Below are 13,257 nucleotides of genomic sequence, written 5' to 3'. Positions count from 1 at the left end.
ATAGTGGAATTGACTACATGCGTCATCTACAATTGCTCAACTGAAGATGTTGGAGGTTGTTTCTTAAACCACCTCGTTTTTTTGTTTCGTCCAAATAGAATCGAAAGAAGCAAAAGAATAACAGAAATCATCACGATTGTTCCACCAGGCGCTAAGTCTAATTGGAAAGCCGCAATTAAACCACCGATAACGGCCGTTTCCCCAAATAAAACGGAATAGAAAAATAACTGTTTAAACCCTTTTGCAAAGCGCATGGCACTTGCTACAGGTAATGTCATTAATGATGATACTAGAAGAATTCCGACCACCCTCATAGAAGCTGCAATGACCAGTGCAACCAGTACTACAAAAACCATGTTCACTAATTTGCGATTCACACCCGATATAACAGCTTGTTCTTCATCAAATGACAAGAAAAATAATTCTTTGTAAAAGAAAATAAGCACAACAATTACTAAGATTGTAATGATACCAATGGTCATAAAGTCAGATTGAGAAACGGCTATCACACTTCCAAATAAATAATTAAATAGGTCATTATTAAATCCATTTGCTAATGAAATAAAGATAACACCAAGGCCAATACCTGCGGACATAATAATTGGAATAGCAATTTCTTTGTAAAATGTATAGACACGTCTTAATTGTTCAATTAATAACGATCCTCCTACTGAGAAGACCATTCCTAAATATAATGGATTTAACCCTGCAAATAACGTCACATATTTCCCCAATAACAAACTAAGTGCAATGCCTGATAAGGTGATGTGTGATAAGGCATCTGCAATTAAAGACATTCTTCTAACAACCAAAAACACACCAAGTAGCGGGGCTAATAGCCCAATCATCATGCCAGTATATAAGGCATATTGAAGAAAATCAAATCTCAAAAACGTCTCAATCATACGTGCACTTCCTCTTTATCGATTGTACGACCTTCATTATCTTCATTTCGATAAACATGTAGCATATCTTGATTTTTTTCAAAATCATGTGGCATATGAAAATGGATCGTTTTATTTAAACAAGCAACCTTTGATACATATTTTGTCATGATGCCAGTATCATGAGTAATAAGTAAAAGACTGAGACCATTCTCTCTGTTTAACGTTCTTAATAGTTCATAAAAGGTTTTAACACTTGAAACATCTACACCAACAGTTGGTTCATCAAGAATGAGTAGTTCTGGTTCGCTTACTAATGCCCGAGCGATGAATACTCGTTGCTGCTGACCACCAGATAATTCTCCTATGTTTTCCTGTGTATAATCCTGCATTCCTACTTGAGCGATCGCTTCATGTACTTTATTCTTATCTTTTTTTGATAGAAAGCGAAACAGACCTACTTTTCCATACAGCCCCATCGATACTACTTCATAAACGGTGGCTGGAAATCCAGAATTAAAACTACTCGCTTTTTGAGAGACAAACCCAATTTTGTCCCACATACTAAACGCAGATACACGTTCTCCAAACAATTCAATATGTCCTTTATCAGGCTGGAGCAGTCCTAATAATAGTCGTATTAAGGTTGATTTGCCTGAACCATTTGGTCCAACCAATCCTAAAAATGAACCTTTTTCTAATTGAAGGGATACATCCTCCAAGACATGACGGTTTTCATAATGAAAATGTACGTTCTTTAGCTCTGCTAGGATCGTCTGATTTGCCATGGACGCCCTCTCCTTTTTTATAAACATATGACCCGAGTAAGAATGATTCCGATTTATTTGACCTTCCCTATTATAAAGCTTTTTATCATTCTGTCCACCCATGAGGCCGATATAAACAAAAAACACCCATTCACATGCTTGTGCAAGTGGATGGGTTCTTCGATGAGATCTCTTACTTAATTATTAAAAGCAATGCTTTCGTGGTGCATAACACCTTGCTGTATCGTTACAGCATAGTCACTTCGAGCATGACCATTCTTCTCGACATAATTTTTCAGACCAGTCATCCCTCGGTTGTAAGCCGTTAAAGCATAGTCCCAGTCTTCGTATTCTTCATAAAGGTAATCTAAATATTCCACAGATAACTGGATTGAATACAGAGGCTCAAACAACAACTCTTTTTTATATTCAAGATTTGCTCTGTCCGCAATCCAGGGCGCTGTATTCGTCATAAATTGAGCCATTCCATATGCGACGCCAAACCTTGTTTTAGGCCCTTCCACATTCGGATCAAAGCTTCCACCTGTTTCTACCTTTAATAATTCATAAACAATGTATGGATCCATACCTTTCTCCTGTGTGAGCTCTCCTAGAAAAAGACCCCACTCCTTTTCAAAACGACCTTCACTCTCTTTATATAACTGATCCGCCAGTTCACTTGACTGTATCCAATTCGTATAACTGGGTTCCGTCGATCCAGATAGTTTTGTGTTTGTTTGAAGTTCCATTTCATCCTTTTCTCTAGTGAGATGAAATAGCTCTTGATCTTTTTCCTGAACTATCTGATTTAAACTGTATGTGTTGTAGGCAAAAAAGCCTGTTAGCATAGCAAATGCAATTAAGCTTGCATAGACAAATCGTTGTAGCATGGTTACTCACTCCTCAAAAATAACTTGGTCACCAACTTGTGGATACCCTTTATCATTTTTTATAAACACTTTTGCGCTACTGAGTGTACCATTACAAACCATAAAACAACTACCCGTATCAATTAAATCAACAAGAAAACCTTTTTCCTCCAAAACCGCTTTTATCCAATCTTTACTCTACAAGTGGTAAAGTAATTTCAACTTCTGTTCCCACATTGTACTCACTTTTAATCTGAAATTCACCACCGTGGTCTTCGATGATTTTCTTGCAAAGAGGAATACCAATTCCATTTCCTTTTTCTTTTGTTGTAAAAAATGGTTTTCCTAACTGTTTTAAAATCTCGTCAGGCATGCCTTTTCCATTATCCTTAATGACTATAACAAAATAATACTCATCAATCGAAGTCTCTACACTAAACATACGAGTCGTGTTCGATGTTCCATATGCTTCAATTGAATTTCTTAAAAGGTTTAAAATCACTTGTTTGATCATTGATTCATTCACGTGAACATTTACATTGTGTTCCGTAGCTGCTAAATCAAGTTTTAGATCTACGTCATGAAGGATACATTCTGATTTTAATATTTGCACAAGCGATTCGATAATGACATTCGGAGACTGCCAGCTACGTGTTAACTTACGTCGTGATACGGATAAAAAGTCTTCAATAATTAGATTCATTCGATTCAGTTCTGACAAGATTGTATCGTAATATTTATGAAAGTCGTCCGTAAGCTTCGCTAATTGGAGAAAACCTTTTATGACGGATAAGGGATTCCGAAGTTCATGTGCTACACCTGCTGCGATGTGTGAGACGGCCTCCATTTGATGATGAAACGTCAACAAATGCTCGAATTTCTTTTGGAATGAAAGATCTTCAAACATAATATAGTGGTTATTGAAATATGAATATGGAAACACACATATGCGAATAAGTGAGTCATCATCCTCGAATAGTCGTTCCTCTACCTTTTGAGTTAAAGTCGTTAGCATAATCAACTCTTTTGTTTTTTGAAACAAATCATGTTGATCAGCAAGCTCTAAAAAGGAGGCGTTTTCAATCGTACACTCATCGATTTGGCACGTTTTTAAGAACGGTTGATTCCATCCTTTTATCGTAAATTGATCATCTAATTTAAGGAAGGGAAAGCCAATGTCTTCTATGTAAGGTCTATGTGGCTGCGAGGATGATTGGTGTACTTGTGGTATTGTGAATGCTGAAAAAAGTGTTGAACTAGAGTTGGTCATCAGACTATAGCTCCCTTTTTTAGAGGCTTCTTTGTTGTTTGAATGATTATCCCACATACTAGCCCCTCCTTTTATATACGATTTCATTATATCAATTAAGCTAATCATTACATTTCAGTAAAAAATTCAATCAAAAAGACTATTACTCAAGAGATGCTTCTAGTTATTGTATTCGAGATTTTCTACGTATTTCCTTTTTTTCTGCACAAAATCTTCATTCGCCCATAGTAATAAAAGTGTAGGCAAAAGCAGAGGAGGGTTTTCTAATGAATGTATTTATCCAGCAATTAATTAATCAAAAAATTAATTCGATTACGGTACCTGAATTAGTTAAACAAGCAGAAAAAAATCAAATACCACTAACTGAAAGCCAAGCTAAAAAAGTGGTATCTATTCTAAAAACTGAAAAAATTGATGTCGGAAACGCAGAACAGGTAGAAAGATTACTTACTAAATTACAAACAGAAACAGATAGCCACGTTGCTAGCACAATCCAACAATTGCTTCAACAATACAGCCATCTGCTTCCATAAAGATCATGTAGATTTATTGCATGATTTTTTCTAAAACTTGTTCGTCAAACTGGCCTTCTTTTAGCATCGAGATTTCATGCTTATATGGAGGTCTTTTATCTTTTTTGTCTTCTCCAACGTAAGGCGTTTCGAGGATTTTTGGAATAGAAGAAAGCTGATCATGCTTCACGATATAATGAAGAGCCTCAAATCCAATATGACCAAAACCAATATTTGCATGTCTATCTTTTCCGGCACCACGGACATTTTTACTATCGTTCACATGCAACACCTTCAAGCGATTAATGCCAATAAGCTTGTCAAACTGGTTTAACACACCATCAAAATCATTGATAATATCATACCCTGCATCATGGGTATGGCACGTATCAAAACAAACAGATAGACGCTCATTATGTGTAACTCCATCAATAATCGCAGCAAGCTCTTCAAAGCTACGACCACATTCAGTTCCTTTTCCAGCCATTGTTTCCAATGCAATTTGGACATTGTTTTTGGTTTCTAGAACTTCATTTAGACCGGTAATAATTTGTTGAATTCCTTTATCTGCACCTGCACCCACATGAGCACCAGGATGCAAAACAATCTGCTCAGATCCTAGCGCTTCAGTTCTGGCAATTTCGGATTGCAGGAAATCTACTCCAAGTCTAAAGGTAGCTGGCTTTTCCGTGTTACCAATATTAATGATGTAAGGAGCATGGACCACAATGTCAGTCATACCATGCTGCCTCATATGCTCAAGTCCCTCTTCAATATTTAACTCTTCGATTGCTTTACGTCGAGTATTTTGGGGCGCCCCCGTATAGATCATAAACGTATTTGCACCATAACTTGCTGCCTCTTCACTTGCACCAAGCAGCATTTTTTTCCCACTCATTGACACATGCGAGCCAATCTTTACAGTCATACAATCACCTCGTTGTTGATTCCATTCTAATACCTATTATTTTTTTGTGCGGCTTTTAACACGTCTTTGTCTCTGTTCTTCTTTTGCTTGACGGTATCTAGCTTTTTTCTTATAAGCAGGCTTCACTTTTTTAGGTTTTGCTACTGCTTTTTTTGAACCTGATGTTTCTTGCTTACGGACAGGAGAACGTCCTAAGCCTACAGGTGGTTTGTCTAAAGTCATCCACTCACCCTTTTTAAAGTCTACATATTTAAAGCTAATTCCTTTTTTCACTAAACGCTCAATTGATTGTTGATCTCCATCAGAATAGAACGTGATCGCAATTCCACTCATTCCAGCTCTAGCTGTTCTACCTGTGCGGTGAACATAGAAATCTAGATCTTTTGGAAGGTCGTAGTTGATGACATGAGTAATACCTTTAATGTCAATTCCTCTAGCAGCCAAATCTGTCGCCACTAAGTATTGAATTTTATTTTCTCTAACTTTTTTCATGATTTGCTTACGTTCACGAGGCTGTAGTCCACCATGAATTCGTTCGGTATTTAACCCGGCATCAAGTAAAGCTTGAGATACTTCATCAGCTTGATCCTTTGTATTCGTGAAAATGACTGCTAGAAACGGGTTAATGGCTTGCGCAGCTTCCACAATCACTTTTAGACGATCGCGGTGACGAAGAGGTAATAATTGGTGCTCTATTTTCCCCGCTGTAGCTTGCTCTGGATCAACCTTCACATGCCTCGGATCATTCATATATTTCTTAAGGAATGGCTGAAGCTTTTCTGGAATCGTTGCAGAGAAAACAAGCATTTGCAGGTTCTGTGCCATGTGAGAAGCTGTATGATCAACATCATCAATAAAGCCCATGTCTAGCATTTGATCCGCTTCATCAACAACTAAAATCTCTGCACTATACGCTTTAAGCGCCTTCTCTTTAATTAAATCCGAAATTCGACCTGCTGTACCAACAACAATATGAGGTTGATTTTTCAGCTTCTCGATCGAACGTGTTTTATCCGTACCACCAACTAGTAGCTGGCTTACAATTGCTTTTCCTTCTTCCGTGTGATCCGTTAACAATCGTAATTCATTAAATAGCTGGGTAGCTAGTTCTCTGGTAGGTGCTGTTACAATCGCTTGAAGCTCCTGACGTTCTGGTTTAATCACCTGCAAAATCGGCAAGAAAAACGACAAAGTTTTACCTGTTCCAGTGTGTGATTGTCCAATTACGTCTTTTCCATTTATGATCGCTGGAATTAAACGCTCCTGTATTTCTGTTGGTTTCGAAAAACCTTGTGCATCAAGTGCCTCTAGTAAAAACGGCTCTAGTCCAAACCGTTTGAAATTCTCTGAAATCATTATTATTTCCTACTCTCTAAGCTTTAGGTATTTACAATAGCTTATTTTACCACAGAATCACACCAAACACGATTGCTGTTCTTATTTTACAGAAAGGAATAAGGGCTCACATCTCGATGGGTCTATGCATATATACAACTATATGGACATATTATGAAAGGAGACCACGTATGCAACGTATATTTGGACCACCTGCTAACCCTACACCTATGCAGCCGTATGCACGAAATCCTTTTATGTTTGGACCTGGTCCAGGCATGCCACCTCCTACTGCCTTCTTTGGACAGGGACCTCAGGCAGCGCAGGGGTTTATTCAGGGCGCAGGAGGACGAGTTGGCTTACTCGCACGACTTTTTGGTGGAGGTGGCGGCGCCGGAAGTGCTCTTGCTAGTTCTGCGTTCCCATCAACAGCTGCTGCAGGCGGAGGGAGTTTCTTAAGTGGAATCAATTTCTCATCAATCCTTCAAAATGCTCAAAGGATAATGGGCATTACTCAACAAGTTATGCCAATGGTTCAGCAATATGGACCGATTATTCGTAACGCCCCTACTCTATGGAGAATTATGCGTAGTCAATCCTCTGAGCAAGAAACTGAACCGAATGACGAAAGTCAACCGATCATACTTCAAGATTCAGCTCCTATCCCTTCACCTGAACAGCCACCTTCACAAGTTATCTTTTCACAAAACCAAGTTCAGCCTCCTTCTCCTTCCACACCAGAATCGGTTGTTGGAGGTATGCCTGGTCCGAAACTTTATGTATAACCATTCGACCATTCACGAGGAATTTCTCGTGATTTTAATTAAATAGTTGACAAGCTTTATACCCGAATAGTATAATTTCAAATTTTCATCAATTTGTGTTATACTAAATACTGACAACTCGAATGGAGGAATGCTCATGTTTAAAGTCGGTGACCACGTTGTTTATCCTTACCATGGGGCTGGAACAATTAGAGACATTGAAGAAAAAGACGTATTAGGTGAAACTCACTCTTATTTTGTTCTGCATTTCCCACTAGTAGATGTGAAATTAATGCTACCAGAGAGTAAGATTGACAACTCAGGTTTGCGTAAAATCATTGCACAGGATGAGATAGACAATGTTGTAGAAGCATTAAAAAATGGGCCGGAGCTTCCCCCTTCTACTAGCCACTTCTCCAGAGAAACCGAAAACCTTCTAAAAAGCGGAAGTATTTTTGATGCAGCTCATCTAATCTCTTCGCTTTCTAAGAAACAGGCTGGAAGGTCAAATGGTCTTCATATACAAGATCGAAACCACCTACAGAAGGCTAAACAGATGATCGCAAGTGAGCTTGTATTAGTCAATGATATGTCTGAAGAACAGGCATATGAGTTTATTGACAGCAATTTGCTTGAATTGTCATAAGCACAACGATTGTCAACGACCTCTATCTCCATTACAATAATGGTATAAGACAGCTTCCCACCTGTTAAAATGGCCGGGAAGCTTTTCTATAGGAGGACAACTTACATGAATGTAAAAAAGATCTCACCACGTGGTTATTGCTATGGCGTAGTAGACGCAATGGTTTTAGCTAGACAAGCTGCACAAAACCTAGATCTACCCAGGCCGATTTATATACTTGGACAAATTGTTCATAACCAACATGTAACGGATGCATTTGAAACAGATGGAATCATTTCGTTAGATGGACCTAATCGCCTTGAAATTTTAAGAGATATTGATAAGGGAACGGTTATATTTACCGCTCATGGTGTTTCACCTGAGGTCCGTGTACTTGCCAAAGAAAAAGGCCTAACCGTTGTTGATGCAACCTGCCCTGATGTCACGAGAACACACGACCTAATTAGAGATAAGCGCAGTGAAGGCTATGAATTTATCTATGCGGGTAAAAAAGGACATCCTGAACCAGAAGGAGCCATTGGTGTTGCTCCAGATGCAGTGCATCTAGTTGAATCTGTAGAAGATGTTGTGAACCTTGGTCTTACTACAGATAAGATTATTATCACAAACCAAACAACAATGAGTCAGTGGGACGTATCAGATATTATGAAAAAAGCAATGGAGCTCTACCCCCATGCAGAAGTTCATAATGAAATCTGTCTAGCTACTCAAGTTCGCCAGGAAGCTGTAGCTGAGCAAGCGAAAGAATGCGACCTCGTTGTTGTTGTGGGCGATCCAAAAAGTAATAACTCTAATCGACTTGCACAAGTGTCTGAGCAAATCGCTGGAACAACGGCTTATCGGATTGGTGATATTACCGAGCTTGACCTTGAATGGTTAAAAGGTGTCGAAGTGGTTGGCGTAACATCTGGTGCCTCTACTCCAACACCAATTACAAAAGAGGTTATTGCTTATCTCACACAGTTCGATCAAGAGGACCCAACAACATGGCCGCTTAAGCGTACTGTGAATCTCGAAAAATTACTTCCTAAAGTAAAAATTAAATAAACACAAAAAAGCTATCCCTCTATGTAAGATGGGATAGCTTTTTTTGCGTTGATTCATTTAGATATATTGATACGGGTCTGTACTTACTTCTGAAGCAATGATTGTTGCTTCAATGCCTTCTTCTTTCACTACCTTGTTCAGGTAGTCTGCGACCCCTTTTTTCATGATCTTTTCAATATTGTGTCCCGGATCTAGTAAAGCAAATCCATCCTCGATTGCATCGATCGCTGTGTGATAATATATATCTCCCGTAATTAAAACATCGGCCCCTTTATCCATAGCCATTTGAACATATTTATTGCCGTCTCCACCTAAAATGGCCACACGTTGAATGCGTTTATTCGGATCGCCAATTAATCGAAGAATGTCCACCTGAAAAGCGATCTTCACTTTTTCTGCCAGTGTAGAAAGCGTAACTGCTTGATCCAATGTTCCAATACGCCCCAATCCTAACTGCTGATGCGGTTGATCCAACGAATAAAGATCATAGGCAACCTCTTCATAAGGATGAACCTTATGCATGACGTTAAGGACGTCTTGTACGATTGTTTCAGGAACTACGGTTTCAATCCTTGCCTCCTGCACATATTCTTGTTTTCCTACCTCTCCGATAAAGGGATCTGAATCGTCTCCTGGTCTAAACGTCCCTGTGCCTTGTAACGAATAGGAACAATGACTGTATGCTCCAATATGCCCTGCTCCCGCTTCCCCTAACGCCTCACAGACCGCCTCAGCATGTGTCTCAGGAACAAACACCACTAATTTCTTTAATGAAACGTCTTTTGTAGGGGCTAAGACCTTAACTTCATTTAATGATAACGCATCAGAGAGCATATCATTCACGCCCCCCTCTGCTACATCTAAATTCGTATGAGCCGCATAAATGGTTAATTCATGCTGCAAGGCTTTTTGAATGATCCGACCTTGAGTAGTATTCGTATCAATCTTTTTGACTGGACGAAATAATAAAGGATGATGCGCAATTAAAAGATCAATTTCTTTGGCAATCGCTTCATCTATCACTGCTTCTGTTACATCAAGTGCTGTCATTACTCGTTGAACAGGCTTCTCTAATGTTCCGACCATTAAGCCTACACGATCCCCTTCTACAGCTAGGTTTTGCGGAGACCATTTCTCAAAGATTTCAATGATTTCATTGCCTGTTGCTGTTTTAATCATCGCCAAATACCTCCTGAACCAATTGAATCTGCTTTTGTATCTGTTGTTCCCGCTTATACAACGCCTCTTGCTCTTTACCCTGTTTAAGTGACATCAACACTCTCCGCCAGTTCTCTTGTTCTCCAAGCCATTTTTTCTGGAATGCCTCATTACGCTCTACCATGAGATGAGGTCCAAACAGCAGCTTTTTATCTCGATCCTCTTCATACCTCAATCGGTCCGTACCCGGTTCAGCTACTAAAATTTCATAATACTTCTCGTTCTCTAAAAGAATTTCTTCCTTTACCAAACGCCAGTCATTTTCAAGTAGCCATATTCGAATGGAGCGGGCGGCATTATTCGGTTGCAGAACTAAACGAGTAACGCCTTCAAGCTTACTCTTTCCGTCCTCAAGAATAGAGGTAATCAAAGCTCCCCCCATACCTGCAATCGTAATTCCTTCTACCTCACCTCTGGAAATTACCGCTAATCCTGAACCTTTTCTTACATCAATCCTGTGCTCTATTTCTAATTCAGCTACTTGTGCTCTAGCTGCCTGTAATGGCCCTTCACTGACTTCACCAGCAATTGCATGCATAGCAGGCTGGTTAAGACACAGATAGCTTGGAAGATAGGCGTGATCTGACCCAATATCAGCTATTTTTTTTAAATGCTGAACATATCCTGCTACTGTCTTTAATCGATTCGAAAGTTGTCGTTCATTCATCTTTTATCACCTTTATACTTGTTAATTTACGTTTTCCATCATATCATACTTTGTACAAAGCTTCCTTCGCGAAAAAAACTTCCTGATTCAGCTTATGAAAGCCGGATCAGGAAGTTTTTTAATTGAACCTATTCAGAAATAGACAATAGATATTCAGAGATAGCGTCTGCTTCTTCTGAACTATACTGAGTCTGAGGTGGCATTGAACCAATACCTTCTTTAATAATCGTTGAGATTTCTTCTAGTGATAACTCACCTTCTAGACCGTTAATAGCTGGTCCCATCCCTCCTGCTAAATCACCACCATGGCAATTGATACAGGATTGCTGTGCAAGTTCCTCACCTGCTACAATTGGATCATCAATCTCTACAGGTTCCTCTTCACCATTTCCATTCTCTTGTTCCTCTTGTGCGCTTCGTTCCAACACTCCATAAGCCGATAATCCGGCCATCAGTAAAATACCAATTAAAGCAATAAGTGCAAAAGGTATAAGCGGACTGCCTTTCATATACGTACCCTCCCAAAAGATGACGTTTACAATTTAACATTTAAAACTATGTACAACCTTTAAACAGACGTCTTCTATAGTTTACTTGAAAAGCCTATATCTGAAAAGCACTACTTTTAAAAACTTGGAATTAACGGTAAAAAAACAGTAATCCAAGCAATAAAATAAGCACAAAACCAGCTAACACATTAAATAACTGTTTCTTCCACACGTTGCCTATTATCAGCCATATCACAATAAATATTGAGCTTACGAGCCAAATAGACGAACCTTGCCAATACAACATTGAAAACTTTAAGCAAGATATAAATAAAATCAATGTTAACGTCATGAGATAAAGAACCGGCTCATACGCATTATTCCTTCTAATGTACCAAGCTAAACCTGTAATACAAACACAGAGAATTACGAGAGCCATTTGCATTACACTCACAATATCAGTAAAATATAGAATAAAGACGGAGATAAGAAAAGAAAGTTGTGTTAACAAAAGCCAAAAGATCATACGAATCATTGGTTTTCTATCTTTATCAGGAAGTGTATCTTCCCCTTCACTGTACAAAGCTAAGAGAAAATGACATTGTTGTTCCGGCAAAAGCTTTGATTTCTGCCAATAACGAATCTCATTTATAATAATATCGCGTCTCTGCTTATCCATCTATGCCTCCTGCTATAAAAAAAAGGCTTACCCCTGTTGGAGTAAACCTTTTAGATCAACCTATTCTAAAAAGTCTTTAAGACGTTTGCTTCTGCTTGGGTGGCGAAGCTTACGAAGGGCTTTGGCTTCGATTTGACGAATACGCTCACGCGTAACACCGAATACCTTACCAACTTCTTCAAGAGTTCTAGTACGGCCGTCATCAAGACCAAAACGAAGACGAAGTACGTTCTCTTCACGATCAGTTAACGTATCAAGTACGTCTTCAAGCTGTTCTTTAAGTAACTCATAAGCAGCTGCGTCAGAAGGCGCAAGAGCTTCTTGGTCTTCAATAAAGTCACCGAGGTGAGAGTCATCTTCTTCACCGATTGGTGTTTCTAAAGAAACAGGCTCTTGAGCAATCTTAAGAATCTCACGGACCTTCTCAGGTGTCAGTTCCATTTCTTCAGCTACTTCTTCTGGTGTTGGCTCTCGTCCAAAATCCTGTAGCAATTGACGTTGAACTCGAATTAATTTATTAATTGTTTCAACCATATGAACAGGAATTCGGATCGTACGTGCTTGGTCAGCAATTGCACGAGTAATGGCTTGACGAATCCACCATGTAGCATACGTACTGAACTTAAATCCTTTTTGGAAGTCAAACTTCTCTACTGCTTTAATGAGTCCCATATTACCTTCTTGGATTAGATCCAAAAACAGCATTCCACGACCAACATAACGTTTGGCAATTGAAACAACTAAACGAAGATTTGCTTCAGCAAGTCGACGCTTTGCTTCTTCATCACCCTGCTCAATTCGTTTAGCTAATTCAATTTCCTCAGCTGCAGATAAAAGATGTACACGGCCGATTTCTTTCAAATACATACGAACCGGATCATTTATTTTAATGCCTGGAGGCACACTAAGATCGTTCAAATCGAATTCTTCTTCTTTTGCTGCCTCTGGAGCTTGAGGGCCTTCTTCTGATTCGTTTTGCAAATCAATACCCTGCTCTCCGAGATACTCAAAAAATTCATCCATTTGCTCGGAGTCTTGCTCAAAGCTAGCCATTTTCTCTGTGATCTCGGCATAACTTAAAACTCCGCGTTTTTTGCCTACCTCCACTAATTGTTCTTTCACTTGATCGATGGATAATTCACCTTCCGTTACAGGACGTAGTGGTTTATCTGCCATGCGATCC

15 protein-coding genes are annotated in these 13,257 nt (G+C 39.1%); 4 read left to right on the top strand and 11 right to left on the bottom strand.

The genetic code is table 11. The annotated features are described in order from the left end of the window. Nucleotides 1-26: 26 nt before the first annotated feature. The 4 genes from J2S05_RS01785 to J2S05_RS01770 form a co-directional block, all read right to left on the bottom strand. A complete protein-coding gene (locus J2S05_RS01785) occupies nt 27-905 on the bottom strand; it encodes a metal ABC transporter permease (RefSeq protein WP_306979326.1) in 879 nt (292 codons plus the stop codon). Next, the gene (locus J2S05_RS01780; protein ID WP_306979324.1) at nt 902-1,672 is read right to left on the bottom strand and encodes a metal ABC transporter ATP-binding protein; all 771 of its coding nucleotides are present in this window, start codon (nt 1,670-1,672) and stop codon (nt 902-904) included. The genes J2S05_RS01785 and J2S05_RS01780 overlap by 4 nt, the downstream gene beginning before the upstream one ends. A gap of 176 nt (nt 1,673-1,848) precedes the next feature. Then, nucleotides 1,849-2,541 carry a lytic transglycosylase domain-containing protein gene (locus J2S05_RS01775; RefSeq protein WP_306979322.1) on the bottom strand — a complete coding sequence of 231 codons (693 nt, stop codon included), beginning with the start codon at nt 2,539-2,541 and terminating at the stop codon, nt 1,849-1,851. 172 nt (nt 2,542-2,713) lie between these two features. Next, nucleotides 2,714-3,847: a two-component system sensor histidine kinase NtrB gene (locus J2S05_RS01770; protein WP_306979320.1), complete on the bottom strand. Its 1,134-nt coding sequence runs from the start codon at nt 3,845-3,847 to the stop codon at nt 2,714-2,716. Between the two features lie 209 nt (nt 3,848-4,056). Between J2S05_RS01770 and J2S05_RS01765 the strand changes: the two genes are divergently transcribed. Further along, entirely contained in the window at nt 4,057-4,323 is a 267-nt protein-coding gene (locus J2S05_RS01765) for a DUF2624 domain-containing protein (RefSeq protein WP_306979319.1), read from the top strand. 13 nt (nt 4,324-4,336) lie between these two features. Here J2S05_RS01765 and J2S05_RS01760 read toward each other — a convergent pair whose 3' ends face one another. Then, nucleotides 4,337-5,230, bottom strand: a complete 894-nt coding sequence (locus J2S05_RS01760) for a deoxyribonuclease IV (RefSeq protein WP_306979317.1) — start codon at nt 5,228-5,230, stop codon at nt 4,337-4,339. Between the two features lie 36 nt (nt 5,231-5,266). Then, on the bottom strand, nt 5,267-6,586 hold the full coding sequence (locus J2S05_RS01755) for a DEAD/DEAH box helicase (protein WP_306979316.1): 1,320 nt from the start codon (nt 6,584-6,586) through the stop codon (nt 5,267-5,269). Between the two features lie 170 nt (nt 6,587-6,756). On the opposite strand from J2S05_RS01755, the gene vrrA reads away from it, so the two are divergent. From vrrA to J2S05_RS01740, 3 genes are all read left to right on the top strand, one after another. Beyond that, complete coding sequence (gene vrrA / locus J2S05_RS01750) at nt 6,757-7,350, top strand: VrrA/YqfQ family protein (protein ID WP_306979314.1); 594 nt, start codon at nt 6,757-6,759, stop codon at nt 7,348-7,350. A gap of 136 nt (nt 7,351-7,486) precedes the next feature. Next, nucleotides 7,487-7,975, top strand: coding sequence for a CarD family transcriptional regulator (locus J2S05_RS01745; RefSeq protein ID WP_306979312.1), 489 nt, complete (start codon nt 7,487-7,489; stop codon nt 7,973-7,975). Nucleotides 7,976-8,080: 105 nt separating this feature from the next. Beyond that, on the top strand, nt 8,081-9,022 hold the full coding sequence (locus J2S05_RS01740; RefSeq protein ID WP_306979311.1) for a 4-hydroxy-3-methylbut-2-enyl diphosphate reductase: 942 nt from the start codon (nt 8,081-8,083) through the stop codon (nt 9,020-9,022). Between the two features lie 57 nt (nt 9,023-9,079). On the opposite strand, the gene J2S05_RS01735 is transcribed toward J2S05_RS01740, so the two are convergent. The 5 genes from J2S05_RS01735 to rpoD all read right to left on the bottom strand — a co-directional run bounded on the left by J2S05_RS01735 (nt 9,080) and on the right by rpoD (nt 13,250). Further along, nucleotides 9,080-10,201, bottom strand: a complete 1,122-nt coding sequence (locus J2S05_RS01735; protein WP_306979310.1) for a Nif3-like dinuclear metal center hexameric protein — start codon at nt 10,199-10,201, stop codon at nt 9,080-9,082. Further along, nucleotides 10,194-10,907 (bottom strand): tRNA (adenine(22)-N(1))-methyltransferase, encoded by a 714-nt coding sequence (locus J2S05_RS01730; protein WP_306979308.1) that lies wholly within the window; start codon nt 10,905-10,907, stop codon nt 10,194-10,196. The genes J2S05_RS01735 and J2S05_RS01730 overlap by 8 nt, the downstream gene beginning before the upstream one ends. Before the next feature lie 128 nt (nt 10,908-11,035). Further along, nucleotides 11,036-11,416 carry a c-type cytochrome gene (locus J2S05_RS01725; RefSeq protein ID WP_306979307.1) on the bottom strand — a complete coding sequence of 127 codons (381 nt, stop codon included), beginning with the start codon at nt 11,414-11,416 and terminating at the stop codon, nt 11,036-11,038. 130 nt (nt 11,417-11,546) lie between these two features. Further along, nucleotides 11,547-12,074: a hypothetical protein gene (locus J2S05_RS01720; RefSeq protein WP_306979305.1), complete on the bottom strand. Its 528-nt coding sequence runs from the start codon at nt 12,072-12,074 to the stop codon at nt 11,547-11,549. Between the two features lie 60 nt (nt 12,075-12,134). Beyond that, nucleotides 12,135-13,250 (bottom strand): RNA polymerase sigma factor RpoD, encoded by a 1,116-nt coding sequence (gene rpoD / locus J2S05_RS01715; RefSeq protein ID WP_306979303.1) that lies wholly within the window; start codon nt 13,248-13,250, stop codon nt 12,135-12,137. Nucleotides 13,251-13,257 lie beyond the last annotated feature (7 nt).

Origin of the sequence: Alkalicoccobacillus murimartini (assembly GCF_030813245.1) — a bacterium.
GTDB classification, from domain to species: Bacteria; Bacillota; Bacilli; order Bacillales; family Bacillaceae_D; genus Alkalicoccobacillus; species Alkalicoccobacillus murimartini.
This window is presented reverse-complemented; position numbering and strand designations above follow the sequence as displayed.